The organism is Streptomyces sp. NPDC041970 (genome assembly GCF_055588985.1).
The window spans coordinates 1-22628 of record NZ_JBVJCD010000008.1; the positions used below are offsets into that span (position 1 = coordinate 1).

A 22628-nucleotide genomic window follows, 5' to 3' on the forward strand; every position below is an offset into this window, starting at 1 on the left:
TTGATAGGCCAGATGTGGAAGCCCGGTAACGGGTGGAGCTGACTGGTACTAATAGGCCGAGGGCTTGTCCTCAGTTGCTCGCGTCCACTGTGTTGGTTCTGAAATAATGAACGGCCGTGTTGTGTTCCGGTGTTTGTTGATTTCATAGTGTTTCGGTGGTCATTGCGTTAGGGAAACGCCCGGTTACATTCCGAACCCGGAAGCTAAGCCTTTCAGCGCCGATGGTACTGCAGGGGGGACCCTGTGGGAGAGTAGGACGCCGCCGAACAATTTTTCCGGGAAAGCCCCGTGCCATTGGCACGGGGCTTTTCTGCGTTTCGGGCATGTCGGCTGGATGTCGCCTATCACCTTCGTCACCACCCCTGTGCGTCTGACGGCAGAAGCTGGGGGTAGGGTCATGGGGCATCATCGGCACATTCCCCCACAGGAGGCCCCAGGGTGGAGGTCCAGGAGACTCGGGTCCAGACGGACCGGGTCCTCACCATCCCCAACATCCTCAGCATGGCCCGCCTCGTCGGAGTGCCGCTCTTCCTGTGGCTGATCCTCCGCCCCGTGTTCGGCGGCCCCAACAGCGACGGCTGGGCGCTGCTGGTGCTGATGCTCAGCGGCATCACCGACTACCTCGACGGCAAGCTCGCCCGCCGATGGAACCAGATCAGCAGCCTGGGCCGGCTCCTGGACCCGGCGGCCGACCGCCTCTACATCCTTTCCACCCTCGTCGGGCTCACCTGGCGCGAGGTCCTGCCGCTCTGGCTCACCGGGGCGCTCCTCGCCCGCGAACTGATGCTGCTCGTGATGGTGGCGATCCTGCGCCGCCACGGGTATCCGCCGCCACAGGTCAACTTCCTCGGTAAAGCTGCAACCTTCAACCTGATGTACGCCTTCCCCTTGTTGCTGCTCAGCGACGGGAGTGGTTGGCTGGCTACTGTGGCCGCCGTTTTCGGATGGGCGTTCGCAGGATGGGGTACAACTCTGTATTGGTGGGCAGGAATCCTGTATGTGATTCAGGTCCGCCGACTCGTGAAGGCGGACGCAACAGCCGAATGAGCTCGTCGGTGCGGGACCGCGCAGTGTGGCCGGTCCGCGGCAGAGGTCTTCAAGGATCCCCTGACGGGTGAACTCGGCCGACCGTCGTCTCTTCTAGGAGGACGTTTCCGACATGAAGGCCGTCGTGATGGCTGGTGGTGAAGGCACACGCCTTCGCCCCATGACCTCGAGTATGCCCAAGCCTCTCCTGCCGGTCGCCAACCGGCCCATCATGGAGCACGTGCTGAGGCTGCTCAAGCGGCATGGGCTCAATGAAACAGTGGTGACCGTCCAGTTCCTCGCCTCCCTCGTCAAGAACTACTTCGGCGACGGCGAAGAACTGGGCATGGAGCTCACCTATGCCAACGAGGAGAAGCCACTCGGCACCGCTGGCAGCGTGAAGAACGCAGAGGAGGCGTTGAAGGACGACACCTTCCTCGTGATTTCCGGTGACGCGCTCACCGACTTCGACCTCACAGACCTCATCGCCTTCCACAAGGAAAAGGGCGGCCTCGTCACGGTCTGCCTCACCAGGGTCCCCAATCCGCTGGAATTCGGGATCACCATCGTGGACGAGGAAGGGCAGGTCGAGCGGTTCCTGGAGAAGCCGACCTGGGGCCAGGTCTTCTCGGACACCGTGAACACGGGCATCTACGTGATGGAGCCCGAGGTCTTCGACTACGTCCAGGCGGACACCTCCGTCGACTGGTCGGGTGACGTCTTCCCCCAGTTGATGAAGGAAGGCAAGCCGATCTACGGCTACATCGCCGAGGGCTACTGGGAGGACGTCGGCACGCACGAGAGCTACGTCAAGGCCCAGGCCGACGTCCTGGAGCGCAAGGTCGACGTGGAGCTGGACGGCTTCGAGATCTCGCCCGGCGTCTGGGTGGCCGAAGGCGCGGAGGTCCACCCCGACGCCGTCCTCCGCGGGCCGCTGTACATCGGGGACTACGCCAAGGTCGAGGCCGACGCGGAGATCCGCGAGCACACGGTCATCGGGTCCAACGTCGTCGTCAAGTCGGGCGCCTTCCTGCACAAGGCCGTGGTGCACGACAACGTCTACATCGGCCAGCAGAGCAACCTCCGCGGCTGCGTGGTCGGCAAGAACACCGACATCATGCGCGCGGCCCGGATCGAGGACGGCGCCGTCATCGGCGACGAATGCCTGGTCGGCGAAGAATCGATCATCCAGGGCAACGTGCGGGTGTACCCGTTCAAGACCATCGAGGCCGGCGCGTTCGTCAACACCTCGGTGATCTGGGAATCCCGCGGGCAGGCGCACCTCTTCGGCGCGCGCGGGGTCTCCGGCATCCTGAACGTCGAGATCACCCCCGAGCTGGCCGTGCGGCTGGCGGGCGCGTATGCCACCACCCTGAAGAAGGGCTCGACGGTCACGACCGCCCGAGACCACTCCCGAGGCGCCCGCGCCCTGAAGCGGGCCGTCATCTCGGCCCTCCAGGCCAGCGCGATCGACGTCCGGGACCTGGAGAACGTCCCGCTGCCGGTGGCCCGGCAGCAGACGGCACGGGGCAGCGCCGGCGGCATCATGATCCGGACCTCGCCCGGCGTGCCCGACTCCGTGGACATCATGTTCATCGACGAGCGCGGCGCCGACCTCTCACAGGCCCAGCAGCGCAAGCTCGACCGCGTCTACGCCCGCCAGGAGTACCGCAGGGCGTTTCCCGGCGAGATCGGGGACCTGCACTTCCCGTCCAGCGTCTTCGACTCGTACACCGGCTCCCTGCTCCGCAACGTCGACATCACCGGCATCGCGGACTCCGGGCTCAAGGTCGTCGTCGACGCCTCCAACGGAAGCGCCGGCCTCGTCCTGCCCAGCCTCCTCGGGCGGCTCGGCGTGGACGCCCTGACGATCAACCCCGGACTCGACGAGTCGCGGCCCACCGAGACCGCCGAGTCCCGGCGGGCGGGGCTCGTGCGGCTCGGGGAGATCGTCTCCTCGGCGCGGGCGGCCTTCGGGGTCCGGTTCGACCCGGTCGGCGAGCGGCTCTCCCTCGTCGACGAACTCGGCCGGATCATCGAGGACGACCGGGCCCTGCTGGTCCTCCTCGACCTCGTCGCCGCCGAGCGGCGCAGCGGCCGGGTGGCCCTGCCCGTCACGACCACCCGTGTCGCCGAGCAGGTGGCGGCCTACCACGGCACCCAGGTGGAGTGGACGACCACCTCGCCCGACGACCTGACCCGCGTCGGCCGCGAGGAGACCACCATCTTCGGTGGAGACGGGCGCGGTGGGTTCATCGTTCCCGAATTCAGCAGCGTCTTCGACGGGACGGCGGCCTTCGTGCGGCTCATCGGTCTCGTCGCGCGCACCCAGCTCACCCTCAGCCAGATCGACGCCCGCATCCCCCGTGCCCACGTCCTGCGCCGCGACCTGGCGACTCCGTGGGCCGTCAAGGGGCTCGTCATGCGGCGGGTCGTCGAGGCGGCCGGCGACCGGAGCGTCGACACCACGGACGGCGTCCGCGTGGTCGAGGCGGACGGGCGCTGGGTCATGGTCCTTCCCGACCGGGCCGAAGCCGTCACGCACCTGTGGGCCGAAGGCCCGGACGACGCCTCCGCGCAGGCGCTGCTCGACGAGTGGTCCGCCGTCGTGGAGAGCGCGGGCGACTGACCGTACGACCGCGGTGCGCCGGAACGCCACGAACCCGGCGGTCCGGCGCACCGGTGGGGCCATTCGGCGGCAGCCGTGATGACGTGCGACGATGTGCGGCATGTCGCAGCAGTCCCCCGATCGGAGCACCGCCCCGCCTTCCGCACGCCCCGACGCCTCCATGTCGCTGCTGAACAACGTGATGGACCACAGCCTCGACGACGGGTACGCCGAGGCCGCCGCGCGCCGCCGGGCGGACGGGAGCGAGGGGCTGCCCCGTACGCTCAGATCGAAGCTCTGGCTCGCGGCCGGTCTGGTGGTGGCCGCCCTCGTGGTCACCCTCGGCGCCGCCGAGGCGCGGATCTCCGCGCCCGTGGTCGCCAAGGAGCGCGAGGAGCTGATCGACCGCATCGACGCGGAGACGAAGGCGGCCGACACGCTGGAGTCGGACGTCGAGGAACTCCGCACGGACGTGAGCGAGCGTCAGCGCAAGGCGCTCGAGCGCCACGGCGGCGACCAGGGGGAGCTGGTGGCCCTGCTGGCCGGGGCGACGCCGGTCGAAGGGACGGGGGTCAAGCTCGTCGTCGACGACGCCAAGGACACCGACCAGGGCGGTGGCGGGCCCAGGGATTCCGCCGGCTTCTCCGACACCGGCCGGGTGCGCGACCGCGACATGCAGCGCGTCGTCAACGGCCTGTGGGAGTCCGGCGCCGAGGCCATCGCCATCAACGGGCAGAGGTTGACGGCGCTGTCGGCCATCCGGGCCGCCGGCGACGCCATACTGGTCGACAACAGGCCGCTCGTACCGCCGTACACGGTGCTCGCGGTGGGGGACGGGAAGAGGCTCGCGGCCGCGTTCCGGGACAGCGCCGACGGCCAGTACCTTCAGGCGTTGAAGGAGAGCTTCGACATCCGCACCAGCATCTCCGACCAGGACGACGTGCGGCTCCCGGCCGCGCCGAGCCTGATCGTCCGTACAGCAGAGCCGAAGGCCGCCGGCAGTGGTGCGGCTGACACAAAGAAGGGCACATCGTGATCGCCGTACTGGGCCTCGTCGTGGGAGTCGTGGTCGGACTGCTGGTCCGGCCCGAGGTGCCGGCGGTGGTCGAGCCCTACCTGCCGATCGCCGTGGTCGCCGCGCTCGACGCCGTCTTCGGCGGACTGCGGGCCATGCTCGACGGCATCTTCGTCGACAAGGTCTTCGTGGTCTCCTTCCTCTCCAACGTCGTGGTCGCCGCGCTGATCGTCTTCCTCGGCGACAAACTGGGTGTCGGCGCCCAGCTCTCCACCGGCGTGGTGGTCGTGCTCGGCATCCGGATCTTCTCCAACGCCGCGGCCATCCGCCGCCACGTCTTCCGGGCTTGAGGCCGATGAACAACGACGACATCCCCCGCGGCGGACAGCCCGAAGGCGGCGCGTTCCCCACCCCCGAACCTCCTGCCCCGGCGCCCGCCGACACCGAGGTCACCGGCCGTCAGAGGCTGCTGGCCGGTCTGTGGCCGCCCCGGCTCAGCCGAGCCCAACTCATCGTCGCCCTCCTGCTGTTCGGGCTCGGACTGGGGCTCGCCATCCAGGTGCGCTCCACCAACGACGACAGCACGCTGCGCGGCGCCCGCCAGGAGGACCTGGTCCGCATCCTCGACGAGGTCGACGACCGGACCCAGCGCCTGGAGGACGAGAAGCAGCGTCTGGACGACCAGCGCACCGAGTTGGAGAACAGCTCCGACCAGGCCGAAGAGGCCCGTAAGCAGACGCTCGAGAAGGAGCGTCAGCTCGGCATCCTCGCCGGCACGGTGGCGGCGCAGGGCCCCGGCATCACGCTGAGGATCACCGATCCCGTGGGCGCGGTCGCGCCCGACATGCTGCTCGACGCCATCCAGGAGCTGCGGGCGGCGGGCGCGGAGGCGATCGAGGTCAACGGTGTGCGGGTGGTGGCCAATACGTACTTCGCCGGCGGCGGCGGCGACGTCCAGGTGGACGGCGAGAAGATCGAGGCGCCGTACGAGTTCACGGTGATCGGGAAGCCGCAGGATCTGGAGCCCGCCCTCAACATTCCCGGCGGAGTGGTCCAGACGTTGGAGAAGGAGCAGGCCACCGTGGTCGTGGAGCGATCCGACGACATCGTCGTCAACGCCTTGCGACCGGCGCAGCGGCCTGACTACGCTCGGTCGTCGTCCCCGTGAGCCGGGCGAGCGTGCGAGCCGGTGGAACGGGTCGGAGCGTTGCGGGGGGTCGGCGCACCGGATTGGTGGTGCGTGGTGGAAACTGTCGGGTGGATACGGACGTTGTGAAGATGTCCGAGTCGGCAGGTGTGGTCAATCAGGGTTCGTCCTGCCCCACGGGCGGGTCTATGTCGGTCAAGGGGAATCGCCCGTGAAGTTGTTTGCGAAGTTGTTCGGGAAGAGTGCACGCGAGGACAGCAACAGTGCTGCTCGTCACCGCGCTCCGCGCCATGGTCAGGGCGAGGAGCAGGAGGCGGGGCGTCCGCTCTTCCGCGATGAGGTGCCCGGTTCCGGCCCCGGCGGGTCGTCCACGGACCCCGCCGGTCCCGCGACCATAGGTTTCGGCGCGTCACTGGCCTCGGGCGGAGCCTCCTCGGGGGGCTCGTCGACGCCGGCGTGCCCGCGGTGCGGCCACCGCAACGCGGAGACCGGCCGTTTCTGCTCCAACTGCGGTACGCCGCTGCGGGGCGGCGTTCCCGAGCGCGCCTCGGAGACGACGTCGACGATCTCCATCTCCGGACTGGAGGCGTACGAGGCCGAGGCGACGGGCCAGACGGCCCTGCCCTCGCTCTCCCCGGAGGCCCAGGCGGCCGTCGACGCGCTGCCGGGAGGCTCGGCGCTGCTGGTCGTGCGCCGCGGTCCGAACTCCGGGAGCCGTTTCCTGCTCGACGGTGATCTGACGACCGCCGGGCGTCACCCGCAGAGCGACATCTTCCTGGACGACGTGACCGTGTCGCGCCGTCACGTGGAGTTCCGCCGGGGCCCGGACGGCAGCTTCACCGTGGGGGACGTCGGCAGCCTCAACGGCACCTACGTCAACCGCGAGCGCATCGATTCGGTCCCGCTGTCCAACGGCGACGAAGTCCAGATCGGGAAGTACCGCCTGGTCTTCTACGCGAGCCCGCGGGGCGTGTGACCTCCGCCAGACTCCGTCCGGGGGGACCCCCAGGAAGGCCCATGCTGCGAACACCGACAGGCGGCGCCGGTCACGGCGCCGCCGACGCGGAAGCGGGCTCGATGAGCATCGGAACGGTGCTCACCCAGTTGCGCGACGAGTTCCCCGAAGTCACCATCTCCAAGATCCGGTTTCTGGAGGCCGAGGGGCTCATCGAGCCGCAGCGCACTCCTTCCGGATACCGGAAGTTCGCGCCGAGTGACGTGGAGCGGCTGGCCCAGGTGCTCCGGATGCAGCGGGACCACTACCTGCCGCTCAAGGTCATCCGGGAGCATCTGGACGCCCTGGCGAGGGGGGAGCAGCCCGCCCTCCCCTCGCCGGGCGGCCAGCGGGACCTCGCCGACGGGGTCTGGGACCCCGCCCCGGCGGCGGCCACCGCGGTCCGGCTCGGGCGGGCGGAACTGCTCGCGGCGGCCGAGGTGGACGAGGAGCGCCTCGCGGAGTGGGAGTCCTACGGGCTGATCGTCCAGGCCCCGGACGGCGGGTACGACGCCGAGATGGCGACCGTGGCGAAGCTCGTGGCGGATCTGGGCCGCTTCGGCCTGGAGCCCCGGCACCTGCGCGCCATGCGCGCCTCGGCGGACCGCGAGGCCGGGCTGGTCGAGCAGGTGGTCGCCCCCTTGCGCCGGCACCGGAATCCGCAGACCAGAGCCCATGCGGAGGCCATGGCGAACGAGCTCGCCGAGCTCTCCGTACGGCTGCACGCGGCGCTCGTGCAGACCTCGTTGCGAAGCCGTCTGCACTGACCTCGGGGGAGCCCGACTACCCAAACATGGCGAGCACGTCCTAGGGTTGCTGTGTGAACGAGCTCGACGTTGTCGGTGTCCGGGTGGAAATGCCCTCCAACCAACCGATCGTTCTCCTGCGTGAAGTGGGAGGCGACCGGTACCTCCCCATTTGGATCGGTCCGGGGGAGGCGACCGCGATCGCCTTCGCCCAACAGGGCATGGCTCCGGCCAGGCCGCTGACCCATGACCTGTTCAAGGATGTGCTCGAGGCCGTGGGCCAGGAGCTCACCGAAGTGCGCATCACTGACCTTCGCGAAGGGGTCTTCTACGCGGAACTCGTCTTCGCCAGCGGAGTGGAGGTGAGCGCCCGGCCCTCCGACGCCATAGCGCTCGCCCTGCGGACCGGCACGCCGATCTACGGCAGTGACGGCGTGCTGGACGACGCGGGCATCGCGATCCCCGACGAGCAGGAGGACGAGGTGGAGAAGTTCCGCGAATTCCTCGACCAGATCTCACCGGAGGACTTCGGCACCAACAGCCAGTGACCGTCCCGCAGGGGTGCCGTCAGCGCATCCGGCAAGCCTTTCCCGCGAACGAGACACGGGAAACCACCCTCAGGGTGATTATCACTCGGCGTGCCGAGTGTGGCGATCGTTGACGCACCCCGAGTGACTGCCTACCTTCGAGTGGGCAGGTCAAGGACGGAGGTCGGCGTGAGAAGCAGCGGCGACGGTACGGCGGCGGGCGGGCCGTATCCGCAGCACGGCAGTGGAGCCGACCACACCATCAGGCAGCCGGTTCAACCGGCCGCGGTGGCAGCGGACGGCGTGGCGGCGGCGAGCGATATCGGCTATCGCGGACCTACGGCGTGCGCGGCGGCGGGGATCACCTACCGCCAGCTCGACTACTGGGCCCGCACCGGGCTGGTCGAGCCGAGTGTGCGCCCCGCCTACGGATCGGGGACCCAGCGTCTCTACAGCTTCCGGGACGTGGTCCTCCTCAAGATCGTCAAGCGGTTCCTGGACACCGGGGTCGCTCTCCAGAACATCCGCACCACGGTCCAGCATCTGCGGGCCCGCGGTTTCCAGGACCTCGAGCGCATGACGCTGATGAGCGACGGGGCCACGGTCTACGAGTGCTCCTCCCCGGACGAGGTCGTCAGCCTGCTCCAGGGCGGGCAGGGCGTCTTCGGGATCGCCGTCGGCGTCGTCTGGCGGGACGTGGACGCCGCCCTCTCCCAGTTGCACGGGGAGCGGGTCGACACGGGGGAGACGCTCATCGGCCACAACCCCGCCGACGAGCTGGCGCGGCGGCGCAACAGGGCCGGCTGAGCGCGGACCGACGCGGACATCCGTGCCGGGGCTGTCCGGCGCCCCCGCACGGGGCGCCGGACAGCCCCGTTGTCAGTGGCGTAGGGCAGCATCGACGGTGTGAGACCCGTGCCGACCATCCTCCACTTGGACATGGACGCCTTCTACGCCTCCGCGGAGCAGGCGGCCAAGCCGAGCCTGCGCGGCAAGGCGGTCGTGGTCGGCGGCCTCGGCCCCCGCGGCGTGGTCGCCACCGCTTCGTACGAGGCGCGGCGTTTCGGCGTGCACTCGGCGATGCCCACGGCCCAGGCCCGGCGGCTCGCGCCGAACGCCGCCTACCTGGTGCCGCGCTTCTCGCTCTACCGGACCGTGAGCGACCAGGTCATGGAGTTGCTGGGACGGCTCTCGCCCCTGGTGGAGCCGCTGAGCCTGGACGAGGCCTTCGTCGACCTGGAGGCGGGCGGGGCGGCCGACGACGCCGCGTCGGCCCGTGCGACGGGGGAGGGGCTGCGGGCGGCCATCCGCGCGGTGACGGGCCTCAGCGGCTCCGTCGGGTTGGCGGGGTCCAAGATGCTCGCCAAGATCGCCTCCGAGCGGGCCAAGCCCGACGGACTGGCCCTCATCGAGCCGGGCACCGAGCGCGCGCTGCTGGCGCCGCTGTCCGTCCGCGTCCTGCCGGGGGTCGGCCCGGCCACCGGGGACCACCTCAGACGCGCGGGGATGACCACCGTCCACGACCTGGCCGAGGCCGGCGAGGCGGAGCTGGTGCGCCTGGTCGGCAAGGCCCACGGCCACGGGCTGTACCGGATGGCCCTGGGCCTCGACGACCGGCCGGTGGTCGCCGAGCGGGACGCCAAGTCCGTGTCGGTGGAGGACACCTTCGACGTGGACCTGCACGACCGGGTGCGGGTGCGGGCCGAGGTGGAGCGGCTGGCGGTGCGGTGCGTGGAGCGGCTGCGCGCCGCCGACCGGTCCGGGCGCACGGTGGTGCTGAAGGTGCGCCGCTACGACTTCTCCACGCTGACCCGCTCCGAGACCCTCAGAGGCCCCACGGACGACCCCACGGTGGTCCGTGAGGCCGCTGGGCGGCTTCTGGAGTCCGTCGACACCACCGGGGGCGTACGGCTCCTCGGCGTGGGCGTCACGGGCCTGGCCGACTACACGCAGGAGGACCTCTTCGCGCAGGCCGCCGACGCCCGCGAGCTGGCGCGGCGGTCGCGGGAGCCGCAGCCGCCCGCGGACGCCGGCGGCGGGCGCGCCGAGCCCGCCGCCGAGGAGTCCGACCAGGACGACGCGGAAGCGCTCGCGGCCCGGCGCTGGCCCGCCGGCCACGACGTGCACCACGAGGAGCACGGGCACGGCTGGGTGCAGGGCAGCGGCGTCGGCCGGGTCACCGTGCGGTTCGAGGAGCCGTGGAGCGCGCCCGGCCGCGTCCTCACCTTCCGCACCGACGATCCGCTGCTGCGGCCGGCCGATCCGCTGCCGCTCGTCCGCGAGCCGGCCGACTACTCCTCCTGGCCCGCCAGCCTGCCGAAGTCGCGGTCGGGCGCGGACTCCGCGGGGGGCGAGTCCAGCCCGTAATGGCGGTAGAGCCGCAGTTCCTGGTCGGGCGAGAGGTGCCGGCCGACGCCGAAGTCCGGCGCGCCCCTGATCAGCGCGCGGTCGAAGGGGACCCGCAGGGCGTCCTCGACGAACTCGCTGGGCTCCAGGGGCACGAAGGCGTCCCGGCTGAACAGTCCGGTGCGCACGGCCGCCCACTCGGGCACGCCCGTCGCGTCGTCGAGATAGACCTCGTCCACCGTCCCGATCTTGACGCCCTCGCGGTCGAACGCCTTGCGGCCGATCAGTCGGCGCGGATCGATATCGGCCTGCACGGTTCCTCCCACGGATCGCGGCTGCTCGGGGCGTTCCTGACGCCCACCAGCACCACACAAGTGCAGATCGGCGGCGTCGGCCACTCGAGGGCTCCGGCCCGGTGGCCGCTGGTAGGCTGGGACACGGCTGCTGACCCCGTGCGGGAGAGTCCTCCGGCGAGTGCCGGAGGCGCCGAAGGAGCAACTCCTCCCCGGAATCTCTCAGGCTCCCGTACCGCACGGACGAGGTCACTCTGGAAAGCAGGGCGGTTCCGTACGGGCGCAGGCCGGGACGGGTCCGACCCTCACCGACGGTGAAAACCGGCGCGCCTCGGGGCGGGTCGGTGAAGCTCTCAGGTTGAGATGACAGAGGGGGAGGCCGTTCGGGCACCCGCGCCGTGGTGCCCCTCGCAGGTCGTGAAGACCAGGAGGCCTCCACCATGACCCCCCGTCGCACTCCGCTCTCCCAGTTGGAGCAGGGCATTCCGTTCGAGCAGCGCCACATAGGGCCCGACGCCGAGGCCCAGGCGAAGATGCTCGCCCAGGTCGGTTACGGCTCCCTCGACGAGCTGACCGCCGCCGCGGTGCCCGACGTGATCCGGAGCGCCGAGGCACTGGACCTCCCCGCCGCGCGCACCGAGGCGGAGGTGCTGGCCGAGCTGCGGTCGCTGGCCGACCGCAACCAGGTGCTCGCCCCGATGATCGGCCTCGGCTACTACGGCACCTTCACGCCGCCCGTCATCCTGCGCAACGTGATGGAGAACCCCGCCTGGTACACGGCGTACACGCCGTACCAGCCGGAGATCTCCCAGGGCCGCCTGGAGGCCCTGCTGAACTTCCAGACGATGGTCGCCGAGCTGACCGGGCTGCCCACCTCCGGCGCCTCGCTGCTCGACGAGGGCACCGCGGCCGCCGAGGCGATGGCGCTCGCCCGGCGCGTCGGCAAGGTCAAGAACGGCGTGTTCCTGGTCGACGCCGACACCCTGCCCCAGACCGTCGCGGTGATCGAGACCCGCGCCGAGCCCACCGGCGTCGAGGTCCTCGTCGCCGACCTGAGCAACGGGATCCCCGCCGAGATCGCCGAGCGCGGCGTCTTCGGCGTCCTGCTCCAGTATCCGGGCGCGTCCGGCGCCGTGCGCGCCATCGAGCCCGTCATCGAGCAGGCCCACGAGCTGGGCGCGATCGTCACCGTCGCCGCCGACCTGCTGGCCCTGACCCTCCTCGCCTCGCCCGGCGCGCTCGGCGCCGACATCGCGGTCGGCACCACCCAGCGCTTCGGCGTCCCCATGGGCTTCGGCGGCCCGCACGCCGGCTTCATGGCGGTCCGCGAGAAGTTCGCCCGCAGCCTGCCCGGCCGCCTGGTCGGCGTCTCCGTCGACGCGGACGGCGACACGGCGTACCGCCTGGCCCTGCAGACCCGCGAGCAGCACATCCGCCGTGAGAAGGCCACCAGCAACATCTGCACCGCGCAGGTCCTGCTCGCCGTCATGGCCGGGATGTACGCCGTCTACCACGGCCCCGACGGGCTGCGCACGATCGCCCGGCGCACCCACCGCTTCGCCGCGATCCTGGCCGAGGGGCTGCGCGCCGCCGGGGCGGAGGTCGTGCACAAGGCCTTCTTCGACACCGTGACCGTACGGGTCCCCGGCCGGGGCGCGGACACCGTGGCTCAGGCCCGCGAGCGCGGGGTCAACATCCGTCTCGTCGACGCCGACCACGTCTCCATCGCCTGCGACGAGACGACCACCCGTGAGCGCGTCGCCGCCGTGTGGGCCGCCTTCGGCGCCGACGGCGACGTCGAGGCGCTGGACGGGACGGTCGCCGACGCGCTGCCCGAGGGGCTGCTGCGCGACGACGAGATCCTGGCCCACCCGGTCTTCCACCAGCACCGCTCCGAGACCGCGATGCTGCGCTACCTGCGCAGGCTCGCCGACCGGGACTACGCGCTGGACCGGGGCATGATCCCGCTCGGCTCCTGCACGATGAAGCTGAACGCGACCGCCGAGATGGAGTCGATCACCTGGCCCGAGTTCGGCGCGCTGCACCCCTTCGCCCCGGCCGAGCAGGCGCAGGGCTTCCTCACGCTCATCCGCGAGCTGGAGGAGCGCCTGGCCGAGGTCACCGGCTACGACGCCGTCTCCATCCAGCCCAACGCCGGTTCGCAGGGCGAGTTCGCCGGTCTGCTGGCCGTCCGGGCGTACCACCGGGCCAACGGCGACGACCAGCGCACCGTCTGCCTCATCCCGTCCTCCGCGCACGGCACCAACGCCGCCAGCGCCGTCATGGCGGGCATGAAGGTCGTCGTGGTGAAGACCGCCGACGACGGCGAGGTGGACGTCGCGGACCTGCGGGCCAAGATCGAGCAGTACCGCGACGAGCTGGCCGTGCTCATGATCACCTATCCGTCCACGCACGGGGTGTTCGAGGAGCACGTGGCGGACATCTGCGGCGAGGTGCACGACGCGGGCGGCCAGGTCTACGTCGACGGCGCCAACCTCAACGCGCTGGTCGGGCTCGCCAAGCCAGGCAAGTTCGGCGGCGACGTCTCGCACCTCAACCTGCACAAGACGTTCTGCATCCCGCACGGCGGCGGCGGCCCCGGCGTCGGCCCGGTCGGCGTCCGCGCCCACCTCGCCCCGTACCTCCCCAACCACCCCCTCCAGCCGGCCGCGGGCCCGGAGACCGGCGTGGGCCCGATCTCGGCCGCGCCGTGGGGCTCGGCGGGCATCCTGCCGATCTCGTGGGCGTACGTCCGGCTGATGGGCGGCGAAGGGCTCAAGCGCGCCACGCAGGTCGCCGTGCTGGCCGCGAACTACGTCGCCAAGCGGCTGGAGCCGCACTTCCCGATCCTCTACACCGGCCCGGCCGGGTTGGTCGCGCACGAGTGCATCGTGGACCTGCGGCCGCTGTCCAAGGCGACCGGCGTCTCCATCGACGACGTCGCCAAGCGCCTGATCGACTACGGCTTCCACTCGCCGACCATGTCGTTCCCGGTGGCCGGCACCCTGATGATCGAGCCTACGGAGAGCGAGGACCTCGCGGAGCTGGACCGGTTCTGCGACACCATGATCGCCATCCGGGCGGAGATCGAGAAGGTCGCCACCGGCGAGTGGAGCGCGGACGACAACCCGCTGCGCAACGCCCCGCACACCGCGGCCGCGCTGGGCGGCGACTGGGAGCACGGCTACAGCCGCCGCGAGGCCGTCTTCCCGGCCGGGGTGTCGGCCGCCGACAAGTACTGGCCGCCGGTGCGCCGGATCGACGGCGCCTTCGGCGACCGGAACCTGGTCTGCTCCTGCCCGCCGCTGACCGCGTACGACGACTGAACCACCCTGTCGCGGGCGTACGCCGTCGGGCGGCGTACGCCGGACATGCGTCGGGGCCGGTGCGGAGATCCCTCCGGGCCGGCCCCTGCTCGTGGCACCGCCGTCAGGCGGCCTTCACCACGCGGCCGGCGGCCAACGGGCGGTGCGGAGCGATGATCTGCCCGTCGGGCAGCAGTTCGCCGGTGTCCTCGAAGAGCAGGACGCCGTTGCACAGAAGGCTCCAGCCCTGTTCGGGGTGGTGGGCCGTCAGGCGGGCCGCCTCCCGGTCGGGCGAGTCGGCGGTGGGACAGGGTGGCTGGTGCTGGCACATGGATGGGTTCTTTCGCTGCGTCGAATCGAATGTTCCGCGGCTGGATGACGTGTTCACGGCCGCCCCCCGTATCAGTCGGTCGGGTCCCAGTGTTGCCCTCCGGAGGTGATTCCGCAGGCATTTGGCCGGAGCTCCCGTTCTCCTCCCATGACGCGTCACCCGCGCGGACGGTTCACCGTGACCGCACTGTCCCTTTGGGTGGTTCGGGGTAGTCGGACCGGGCTAGTCCGAGTGGGCAGCACAACGCCCCCGCGGTGGTCCGCTCCGTCGGCCCGATGGGCGCGGAGAGCGGATCGCCGCGGGGGCGGGTTCGCCGCGGGGGTGCGGGTCAGGCGGATCTGAGCAGGGGGCCGGGGGCCACGCGCAGCGAGATGACGGGCAGCAGGTCGGCGACCCGGTGCGGCCGGTGGGCCGTGATGCCCGGTGGGGCCGGCGCCAGGGGCACCAGGACGTCGGTCGGCGCGAGGACGCCCGTGGCCGCGTCCGCCCCGGTGTCGCCGTGCAGCCAGAGGGTGAGCATGTACAGCTCCGGGATGGACAGCAACCGCGCCTGGCAGGGGGCGGCCGACGCCTCCGCCTGGTGCAGGGCCAGCTCGGTCGAGGCGAGGTAGGGGCCCTCGAAGAAGTGGGAGAACGCCCACCCGTCGGGGGTGGGCACGGTGTCCGCCGCGGCGATCGCGCGGCCTTCGCTCCGGATCAGGAAGCGCCAGGCCGCGAGGCGTGTCGCGGGGGCGGCCGAGCCCGGAGCGATCCGGTCCAGGACGTGGACGGGGAGCGGCAGTTCGGGGCTCAGCGGTCCCTGGACGGACCGGAGAGCGGACGTTCGGGCCTCGCGGACGGCGGTGGGGGAACCGAGGGCCGCGAGAACGCTGCGCAGGGCGGGCGCGGGGGCCGGGAGGACATGCAGCGGCATAGTGGGTCGCCTCTCACTTCGGAGACACGGTGACGCGTGGGCGGGGTGCAGACAGCGCTGTCGGCGTGTGCGGGGCCGAAGAAGGCCGATGACGGGCGATCCGCATCCGCTCTCGGCCTCGTCGAGCGGAGTTTATATGACGCCTGTTCATGCGAGGTTTCCGCTAGCGGTCGGGGATATTTCGCACAAGGCGCCATCCGGACTCCGCATCGCGGTATTCCTGGCGATATGCCCTGTCGTTCCCCGCCCTGACCTGGCACCTCTCCGGCGGTGCGGTAGGCCGAAACTCACCGGTCTTTCCGGCGGGTCTTTCCAGCCCGGAGAATGCCGTCGGCGACATGCCATGAGAATGTGCCGCAGGTCTCCCTCAACCAGACTACCGGGTAACGGACGTCCGCGGGGGCGTTACGGATCACTTCCACGGGGCATTATCGATCGTGATGCGAGCGGCCTGGGCCGCAGGCCGCCACTGGAGGAGGGACCCCTCGATGGGGGAGAAGGTCGCCGCGGACGCCGTTGACCTGTCGGATCGGCAGATGTACCGCACCAAGCTCAACCAGTGCCTGGAAGGGCTGGGCAGGCTCCTGGCGGAGCGGAGGTTCGACCGTCCGCGGAACATGATGGGGCTGGAGATAGAGCTGAATCTCGCGGGCTCCGACGGGATGCCCCGCATGATGAATCAGGAAGTGCTCCAGCGGATCGCCAGCCGGGATTTCCAGACCGAACTCGGGATGTTCAACCTCGAGGTCAATATCGTTCCGCACCGCCTCGGCGGCCGGGTATTCGATCAGCTCTCGGAGGAGTTGAGGACCGGCCTGGCCTATGCGCACCGCAAGGCCGGGGAGGTGGACGCGGGGATCGTGATGATCGGAATCCTCCCCACCCTGGGCCAGCAGGACGTGGTGTCCGCGAACCTCTCCGACGTGGACCGCTACACCCTGCTCAACAACCAAATGGCCGCGGCGCGGGGGGAGGATTTCGCCCTGGATATCGAGGGCGTGGAGCGACTGGTCTGCACGTCGCCCTCGATCGCCCCGGAAGCCGCCTGCACCTCCGTCCAGCTGCACCTCCAGGTGACGCCCGACCGGTTCGCCGACGTGTGGAACGCCGCCCAGGCGATCACCTCGGTCCAGATCGCGCTGGGCGCCAACGCCCCCTTCCTGTTCGGCAAGGAGCTGTGGCGGGAGTCCCGTCCGCCCCTGTTCCAGCAGGCCACCGACGTACGGCCGCCGGAGCTGGCGAACCAGGGGGTGCGGCCGCGGACCTGGTTCGGGGAGCGCTGGATCACCTCCGCGCACGAGCTCTTCGAGGAGAACCTGCGCTACTTCCCGCCCCTGCTGCCGATCTGCGACGACGAGGACCCCCTCCAGGTCCTCGACGAGGGCGGGGTGCCGGAGCTGGCCGAACTGGTCCTGCACAACGGCACGGTCTACCGCTGGAACCGCCCGGTGTACGGCATCGCCGACGGCGTCCCGCACCTGCGCGTGGAGAACCGGGTGCTGCCGGCCGGGCCGACGGTCACCGACGTGATCGCCAACGCCGCCTTCTACTACGGGCTCGTCCGGGCGCTCGCCGAGGAGTCCCGGCCGGTGTGGAGCCGGCTGCCGTTCGAGGCCGCCGAGCAGAACTTCACCGAGGCCTGCCGCCGCGGCATCGAGGCCGAGCTGCTCTGGCCCCGGTCGGACCGCTCCGGCGGCCTGGCCAGGATCCCCGCCGTGCAGCTCGTCCGCGAGGAGCTGCTGCCGCTCGCCGCCGCCGGGCTCGACGCCTGGAACATCGAGCCCGCGGACCGGGACCTGTACCTGGGCGTGATCGAGGAGCGCTGCGAGCGGCGCGTCAACGGGGCGTCCTGGCAGGTCGCCACGTACCACCGGGCCGTGGACGCCGGGCTCGGGCGGGACGCCGCGCTCGCGGCCACCACCCGCCGCTACGCCGAACTGAGCCGCGCGGGGGAGCCGGTGCACACCTGGCCGGTGGGGTTCCCGGCGCCCTGAACGCGCCCGCCGGGGCGCGCCGCTCCGCCCGGCGTGAGGTGCCCCGGCGGGCGGTCGCCCCGCCCGATGCGCCGTCGCCGCCCCCCCTCAGCGGCCGGGACGGGACCTCGGTGGATCATGTCCTCGGTGGCGGTGACCGTCCCCCGACCCGCCGCGCAAGATCTCCGCACCCGCCTCCGGGGTCCGGGCGCCGCCCCGGAACACGCGGCGGGGGCGGGGAGCGGTGGCGGGACGCGATGGCAGAGCTGAAGGCAGGTGTACCGGTGGAGGCAGGCCGCGTGGCTGATTCGATCCCCCAGGAGGCGGTGGGGCGGCGGACCCTGCGGTCCGAGACCGTCCTGGTCCTGGCGCTCTCGCTGGGGGCCAGTGGGGTGTCCGCCCTCATCAGCTTCGTCGGATCGCTGACGAAGCCGGGAGGGCTGAAGGACCAGGCGGCGACGCTCAACGGCTCGTACGCGCCGGGCCGTCCATGGCTGGATCTGGCGTGGCAGTCGTTCGGGATCGCCACGGCGCTGGTGCCGGTCGCACTGGTGGCGCACCTGCTGCTCAGGGAGGGCGCCGGGCTGCGGACCATCGGGTTCGACCGCACCAGGCCGCGGTTCGACCTCGGCCGCGGCGCTCTCGTCGCGGCCGGCATCGGCAGCGCCGGCCTCGCCTTCTACCTCGTCGCCCGGGCCACCGGGTTCAATCTGACGGTCGTCCCGGAGTCGCTGCCCGACGTCTGGTGGAAGTTCCCCGTACTGATCCTCTCCGCGGTGCAGAACTCCGTGGTGGAGGAGGTCATCGTCGTCGGCTACCTGCTGCGGAGGCTCGGCCAGTTGGGCTGGACGCCGACGGCCGCTCTGGCGGCCTCCTCCGTGCTGCGCGGCTCGTACCACCTGTACCAGGGGATCGGCGGCTTCATCGGGAACGTGGTGATGGGCGTCGTCTTCGTGCTGCTCTACCGCCGCTGGGGCCGGGTGGGCCCGCTGGTCGTCGCGCACGCGCTGCTGGACATCGGGGCGTTCGTCGGATACGCCCTCCTCGCGGGCCGGGTGGACTGGCTGCCGACGCCCTGAGCCCGAGCGGCGGTCTGTGGACGCGTGGACGCGCACCCCGTCGCGGAGTCGACCGTGCGGGCCGGGGCGGGCGCGCGGTTCCCGGCCCCCGCGTCCGGTGATCAGATCTGTTCGCGCCTGCGGTTCCGCCAGATCGCGGCCGTGTCGAAGCTGTCCGACGCCCTGGGGTGCGGCCCCTCGTCGTGGCAGTGGAAGGCGGCCCAGAAGAGATCGGCGAGCAACGCGTCCTCGGGCGCGTGGACCCGGTAGACGTACTCCAGTCCGTCCTGCGCGAGCAGGGCGACCAGCCAGACCACCCGTTCCTCCTCTCCCGCCCCGTCGAGCGCGTACGGCGCCTGGGGATGTGCGTGCCGGGGCGGCGGTCGCTCCGGCACGGCGCGAGGCGGCGCCCGTCCCTCTGGTGCGCCGCGGCCCGATCTCCTCCCCAAGGATGACGTGGGCCAGGACCGCGCCCGACTTCCGCGGGACGCGTGGATGGTCCGCCGTGACGATGCCGTCCGGCCCCGGAGCTGATGGGGTGGGAAGTGTGCAGAACCGGACGCTGCGGACGCCTCGACAGCCCGCCCCGAACCACCCCGGAGCCGACGCCCGCCTCACCGCGGAGCTGGCATCGGTGGTGACGGGCGCGCGCAGGCGTGCGCTGCGCGACGGGGACCGCCAGATCGACACCGCCCACCTGCTGCACTCGCTGATCGAGGCCGATCCCGACGTCCGTGCGGCCTTCGACGGGGGCCAGCGCTTGGCCAGGGTTCTCGGCTACCTCGTGCAGCGCAGCATCGGTTACGGGCTCCGCTGGCGCGGCGCCGTCGAGGATTCCGGAGCCGTTCCGCCGGGCCGGGGCCCGGCCGACGAGGGCTGGTCGCCCTCGGCCTCAGCGGCCATGAGGGGCGCGCTCCGCCGAGCCGCGCTGCGGGGGGCCCCGCGCGCCACCGGCCTCGACCTCCTGGCCGAGCTGACCGCCGACGCCGAGTGCCGCGCCGCGAAGATCCTGGCCCGCGCGGGTGTGGACGCCGGGCGGCCGGCGGGGAACACGGCCGGAACGCGCTGACGCGTCCGGGGAGCGGGCGTGCCGCGGTCGGCGCCGGCCATGGCCCTGCCAGCCGCGGGACGCGTCCGCGACGACCGTCGGGCGGTCGGATCGACAGGCGTCACCGGGGTGGCGGTGCTGTCGAGTGCTGTCATGATGTGCCGATGCACGCGTCTTCGGGGTCTCAGGGCAGAAGCGCGGGTCTGGGGCTCGCCCTCATCTCGGCCTTCGCGTTCGGCGGTTCGGGCGTGGCGGCCAAGCCGCTGATCGAGGCGGGGCTCGACCCGCTCCACGTGGTCTGGCTGCGGGTCGCCGGCGCCGCCCTCATCATGCTGCCCGTCGCCTGGCGCCACCGGAACCTCGTGCGCGAACGCCCCGCCCTGCTGGCCGGCTTCGGCCTCTTCGCGGTGGCCGGGGTGCAGGCCTGCTACTTCGCCGCGATCTCCCGCATCCCGGTCGGGGTGGCGCTGCTGGTCGAATACCTGGCGCCCGCGCTGGTCCTCGGCTGGGTCCGCTTCGTGCAGCGCCGGCCCGTCACCCGTGCCGCCGCGCTCGGGGTGGTCCTGGCGGTCGGCGGCCTCGCGTGCGTCGTCGAGGTCTGGGCCGGCCTCCGGTTCGACCTGCTCGGGCTGGCGTTGGCCCTGGGCGCCGCCTGCTGCCAGGTCGGCTACTTCGTGCTCTCGGACCACGGCGGGCAGGACGGTCCGGGCGGCGAGGGCGGAGGCCGCGCCGGACCTCCGCACCCCGTCGGCGTCATCGCGTACGGCCTGATCGTCGGCGCGGCCGTCCTCACCGTCGTCGCGCGCCCCTGGGGCATGGACTGGTCGCTGCTCGCGGGCAGCGCGGACATGGACGGCGACGCGGTCCCCGCCTGGCTGCTGCTCGGCTGGATCGTGCTGCTCGCCACCGTGCTCGCCTACCTCGCCGGCGTCGTGTCGGTCCGGCTGCTCTCGCCCCAGGTGGCGGGGGTCGTGGCCTGCCTGGAAGCGGTCGTCGCCACGGGGCTGGCGTGGACCCTGCTGGGCGAGCACCTGTCCGCGCCCCAGCTCGTCGGGGGATGCACCGTCCTGGTCGGGGCGTTCATCGCCCAGTCCGCGGCGCCCGAGCCGCCGTCCGGGCCCGAGGGCGCGGTGGCCGGGTCGATCGAGGGGGAGCTGCCCGCCGAGCGGGCCGCGCGGTAGGGGCCGGCCCCGCACCCCGGACCGCCCGCGAACCGCCGTACCGCGTCAGAGCGCCGACAGGTAGTCCGGTACGCCGATGGACGGGTCGAGGTCGTCCGCCGGGACCGGTGCCGCGTAGCCCCGCGTGAGCGGCACGATGCCGGTCCAGTGGGGGAGGGCGGCGTCCTCGGGCTCGTCGTTGGGCCCGCCGGTGCGCACCTTCGCGGACACCTCGTCCAGGTCGAGCCGGATCACCGCCGTCGCGGCGAGTTCCCTGGCGTCGGCCGGTCGCGAGTCCCTGGAGCGGCCCGGTACGACCTGCTCCACGATGGCGTCCAGCGCGAGCCGCCGCTCCTCGGGGTCGGTCACCGTCACCGCCGTGCCGTGCACCACGACCGAGCGGTAGTTCATCGAGTGGTGGAAGGCGGACCGGGCCAGGACGAGGGCGTCGACATGCGTGACGGTCAGGCAGACCGGCAGGCCGGGGTCGGCGGTCTGCGCCGATCGCAGCGGCGGCGAGCCCGTCGAGCCGTGCACGTACAGCCGTTCGCCGATCCGTCCGAAGAGGGTCGGCAGTACGACCGGGGCGCCGTCGCGGATGAAGCCGAGATGGCACAGGCAGGCCTCGTCGAGGATCGAGTGGACCAGCTCGCGGTCGTAGGAGGCCCGCTCCTTGGACCGGGTGGGGACCGTGCGGTCGGTGCTGCGGTAGGAGGAGGAGGCGGCGCCGTCGCCGGCACGGTCGGGCGTTTCGGTGGGCTGCATGGGCTGACTCCATTGAACTAGTGCATAATGTCTTTTGTGCTAGGAGACTATCGGATCAGTGGGCGGCGCGCGTCGGAGATCGCCGACAGCGTGGAGCGCGGGGTCGGCTCCGGAGAGCTGGAGCCGGGACATCTGCTGCCTCCCATGCGGGAGTTGGCGGCCCGGTTGGAGGTCAACCCCAATACGGTGGCGGCCGCGTACCGGACCCTGCGCGAACGCGGGGTGATCGAGACGGCCGGCCGCCGGGGGAGCCGGGTGCGGCCCGCCCCGGCCAGCACCTCGCGCGGCTCCCTGCGGGTCGAGGCCCCGCCGGGCGTACGGGACCTCGGCGAGGGCAACCCCGACCCGGCGCTGCTGCCCGACCTCGGGCCCGCCCTCGCCGCGGCGGCCGCCGCCGACGCGGAGGAGCGCGGACTGTACGGACAGGCCCCGGTGGACCCGGAGTTCGCCGCGTACGCCCGCGCCGCGATGGACGCGGACGGAGTGCCCGCGGGCGCGTTGGCCGTGGCCTCCGGTTCCCTCGACGCGATCGAGCGGGTGCTCGCGGCGCACCTGAGACCGGGTGACGCGGTGGCGGTGGAGGACCCCGGCTGGGGCAGCCTGCTGGACCTCGTACCGGCGCTCGGGCTGCGCGCCGTGCCGGTCGGTGTCGACGACGCCGGACCGCTGGCCGCCGACGTGGAGCGGGCGCTGCGGGCCGGGGCGCGGGCGCTCGTCGTCACCGACCGGGCGCAGAACCCGACCGGCGCCTCCCTGGACGAGCGGCGCGCCCGCGAGCTGCGGGCCGTCCTCGCCCGCCACCCGGAGGTGCTGCTGGTCGAGGACGACCACGGCCACGCCATCGTCGACCTCCCCCTGCACCCCCTGGCCGGCGCCACCCGCCACTGGGCCTTCGTCCGGTCGGCGGCCAAGGCGTACGGCCCGGACCTGCGCGTCGCGGTGCTCACCGGCGACGCCGTCACGCTCGACCGGGTCGCGGGGCGGCAGCGGCTCGGGCCCGGCTGGGTCAGCCGGCTGCTGCAGCGCGCCGTGCTGTGCCTGTGGACCTCCGGAGCCGTCGACCCCCGCGCGGTGGCCCGGTCCTACGGCGTCCGCCGCGACGCGCTCGTACGCGCGCTGGCGGAGCGCGGCGTGGCGGCGCACGGGCGCAGCGGCATGAACGTGTGGGTCCCCGTCAGCGACGAGACCGTGGCCGTCGCCCGACTGCTGCACGCCGGCTGGGCCGTGGCGCCGGGCGCCCGCTTCCGCATGGCCGCGCCCCCGGCCGTACGGCTCACCGTCTCCCCGCTGGCCGCGGCGGACATCGGCCCGCTGGCGGACGCGGTGGCGGACGCCGCGGGCCCGGCCCGGCCGGTCAGCTACGGCTGAGGCGT

General features: G+C 72.1%; 21 protein-coding genes, 1 rRNA gene and 1 riboswitch. Of the genes, 17 read left to right on the plus strand and 5 right to left on the minus strand.

The annotated features are described in order from the left end of the window. The first annotated feature begins 151 nt into the window (after nucleotides 1-151). The 11 genes from rrf (at nucleotide 152) to ACZ6EJ_RS06540 (ending at nucleotide 10430) form a co-directional block, all read left to right on the plus strand. Nucleotides 152-268, plus strand: a 5S ribosomal RNA gene (gene rrf / locus ACZ6EJ_RS06490). Between the two features lie 170 nt (nucleotides 269-438). Beyond that, nucleotides 439-1047 carry a CDP-alcohol phosphatidyltransferase family protein gene (locus tag ACZ6EJ_RS06495; protein WP_469265009.1) on the plus strand — a complete coding sequence of 203 codons (609 nt, stop codon included), beginning with the start codon at nucleotides 439-441 and terminating at the stop codon, nucleotides 1045-1047. Between the two features lie 112 nt (nucleotides 1048-1159). Beyond that, nucleotides 1160-3655, plus strand: coding sequence for a sugar phosphate nucleotidyltransferase (locus ACZ6EJ_RS06500; RefSeq protein WP_469265010.1), 2496 nt, complete (start codon nucleotides 1160-1162; stop codon nucleotides 3653-3655). Between the two features lie 100 nt (nucleotides 3656-3755). After that, the gene (locus tag ACZ6EJ_RS06505; RefSeq protein ID WP_469265011.1) at nucleotides 3756-4670 is read left to right on the plus strand and encodes a DUF881 domain-containing protein; all 915 of its coding nucleotides are present in this window, start codon (nucleotides 3756-3758) and stop codon (nucleotides 4668-4670) included. Further along, nucleotides 4667-4999 (plus strand): small basic family protein, encoded by a 333-nt coding sequence (locus tag ACZ6EJ_RS06510; protein WP_003970459.1) that lies wholly within the window; start codon nucleotides 4667-4669, stop codon nucleotides 4997-4999. The genes ACZ6EJ_RS06505 and ACZ6EJ_RS06510 overlap by 4 nt, the downstream gene beginning before the upstream one ends. A 5-nt stretch (nucleotides 5000-5004) precedes the next feature. After that, nucleotides 5005-5817, plus strand: a complete 813-nt coding sequence (locus ACZ6EJ_RS06515; protein ID WP_469265012.1) for a DUF881 domain-containing protein — start codon at nucleotides 5005-5007, stop codon at nucleotides 5815-5817. A gap of 190 nt (nucleotides 5818-6007) precedes the next feature. Continuing rightward, nucleotides 6008-6772, plus strand: coding sequence for an FHA domain-containing protein (locus ACZ6EJ_RS06520; RefSeq protein WP_469265013.1), 765 nt, complete (start codon nucleotides 6008-6010; stop codon nucleotides 6770-6772). A 41-nt stretch (nucleotides 6773-6813) separates the two neighbouring features. Continuing rightward, nucleotides 6814-7557, plus strand: a complete 744-nt coding sequence (gene ftsR, locus ACZ6EJ_RS06525) for a transcriptional regulator FtsR (RefSeq protein WP_469265014.1) — start codon at nucleotides 6814-6816, stop codon at nucleotides 7555-7557. Nucleotides 7558-7610: 53 nt separating this feature from the next. Further along, complete coding sequence (locus tag ACZ6EJ_RS06530) at nucleotides 7611-8084, plus strand: bifunctional nuclease family protein (protein ID WP_006123076.1); 474 nt, start codon at nucleotides 7611-7613, stop codon at nucleotides 8082-8084. Between the two features lie 168 nt (nucleotides 8085-8252). Further along, nucleotides 8253-8870 carry a MerR family transcriptional regulator gene (locus tag ACZ6EJ_RS06535; RefSeq protein ID WP_469265015.1) on the plus strand — a complete coding sequence of 206 codons (618 nt, stop codon included), beginning with the start codon at nucleotides 8253-8255 and terminating at the stop codon, nucleotides 8868-8870. A gap of 99 nt (nucleotides 8871-8969) precedes the next feature. Beyond that, complete coding sequence (locus ACZ6EJ_RS06540) at nucleotides 8970-10430, plus strand: DNA polymerase IV (RefSeq protein ID WP_469265016.1); 1461 nt, start codon at nucleotides 8970-8972, stop codon at nucleotides 10428-10430. On the opposite strand, the gene ACZ6EJ_RS06545 is transcribed toward ACZ6EJ_RS06540, so the two are convergent. After that, nucleotides 10355-10723, minus strand: coding sequence for a PRC-barrel domain-containing protein (locus ACZ6EJ_RS06545; protein ID WP_469265017.1), 369 nt, complete (start codon nucleotides 10721-10723; stop codon nucleotides 10355-10357). The two genes, ACZ6EJ_RS06540 and ACZ6EJ_RS06545, sit on opposite strands and share 76 nt — an antisense overlap. Nucleotides 10724-10854: 131 nt before the next feature. After that, nucleotides 10855-10950: riboswitch (glycine riboswitch) on the plus strand. A 192-nt stretch (nucleotides 10951-11142) separates the two neighbouring features. Between ACZ6EJ_RS06545 and gcvP the strand changes: the two genes are divergently transcribed. Continuing rightward, nucleotides 11143-14028 carry an aminomethyl-transferring glycine dehydrogenase gene (gene gcvP / locus ACZ6EJ_RS06550; RefSeq protein WP_469265018.1) on the plus strand — a complete coding sequence of 962 codons (2886 nt, stop codon included), beginning with the start codon at nucleotides 11143-11145 and terminating at the stop codon, nucleotides 14026-14028. 103 nt (nucleotides 14029-14131) lie between these two features. Here gcvP and ACZ6EJ_RS06555 read toward each other — a convergent pair whose 3' ends face one another. Together ACZ6EJ_RS06555 and ACZ6EJ_RS06560 are read right to left on the minus strand one after the other, a co-directional pair. Beyond that, complete coding sequence (locus ACZ6EJ_RS06555; RefSeq protein WP_007452228.1) at nucleotides 14132-14338, minus strand: DUF5999 family protein; 207 nt, start codon at nucleotides 14336-14338, stop codon at nucleotides 14132-14134. Between the two features lie 328 nt (nucleotides 14339-14666). Continuing rightward, nucleotides 14667-15251, minus strand: a complete 585-nt coding sequence (locus tag ACZ6EJ_RS06560) for a hypothetical protein (RefSeq protein ID WP_469265019.1) — start codon at nucleotides 15249-15251, stop codon at nucleotides 14667-14669. 488 nt (nucleotides 15252-15739) lie between these two features. On the opposite strand from ACZ6EJ_RS06560, the gene ACZ6EJ_RS06565 reads away from it, so the two are divergent. Next, nucleotides 15740-17245: a glutamate-cysteine ligase family protein gene (locus ACZ6EJ_RS06565; RefSeq protein WP_469265020.1), complete on the plus strand. Its 1506-nt coding sequence runs from the start codon at nucleotides 15740-15742 to the stop codon at nucleotides 17243-17245. A gap of 236 nt (nucleotides 17246-17481) precedes the next feature. Continuing rightward, nucleotides 17482-18303, plus strand: coding sequence for a CPBP family intramembrane glutamic endopeptidase (locus ACZ6EJ_RS06570; RefSeq protein WP_469265021.1), 822 nt, complete (start codon nucleotides 17482-17484; stop codon nucleotides 18301-18303). Nucleotides 18304-18404: 101 nt separating this feature from the next. Here the strand turns inward: ACZ6EJ_RS06570 and ACZ6EJ_RS06575 are convergent, their stop codons facing one another. Beyond that, nucleotides 18405-18599, minus strand: a complete 195-nt coding sequence (locus ACZ6EJ_RS06575) for a hypothetical protein (RefSeq protein WP_469265022.1) — start codon at nucleotides 18597-18599, stop codon at nucleotides 18405-18407. A 230-nt stretch (nucleotides 18600-18829) separates the two neighbouring features. Here ACZ6EJ_RS06575 and ACZ6EJ_RS06580 point away from each other — a divergent pair, with 230 nt between their 5' ends. Continuing rightward, complete coding sequence (locus ACZ6EJ_RS06580; protein WP_469265023.1) at nucleotides 18830-19351, plus strand: peptidase; 522 nt, start codon at nucleotides 18830-18832, stop codon at nucleotides 19349-19351. A 143-nt stretch (nucleotides 19352-19494) separates the two neighbouring features. Then, a complete protein-coding gene (locus ACZ6EJ_RS06585) occupies nucleotides 19495-20511 on the plus strand; it encodes an EamA family transporter (protein ID WP_469265024.1) in 1017 nt (338 codons plus the stop codon). 45 nt (nucleotides 20512-20556) lie between these two features. Here ACZ6EJ_RS06585 and ACZ6EJ_RS06590 read toward each other — a convergent pair whose 3' ends face one another. Continuing rightward, nucleotides 20557-21255 carry a pyridoxamine 5'-phosphate oxidase family protein gene (locus tag ACZ6EJ_RS06590; RefSeq protein ID WP_469265025.1) on the minus strand — a complete coding sequence of 233 codons (699 nt, stop codon included), beginning with the start codon at nucleotides 21253-21255 and terminating at the stop codon, nucleotides 20557-20559. 36 nt (nucleotides 21256-21291) lie between these two features. On the opposite strand from ACZ6EJ_RS06590, the gene ACZ6EJ_RS06595 reads away from it, so the two are divergent. Then, the gene (locus ACZ6EJ_RS06595) at nucleotides 21292-22623 is read left to right on the plus strand and encodes an aminotransferase class I/II-fold pyridoxal phosphate-dependent enzyme (protein WP_469265026.1); all 1332 of its coding nucleotides are present in this window, start codon (nucleotides 21292-21294) and stop codon (nucleotides 22621-22623) included. Nucleotides 22624-22628 lie beyond the last annotated feature (5 nt).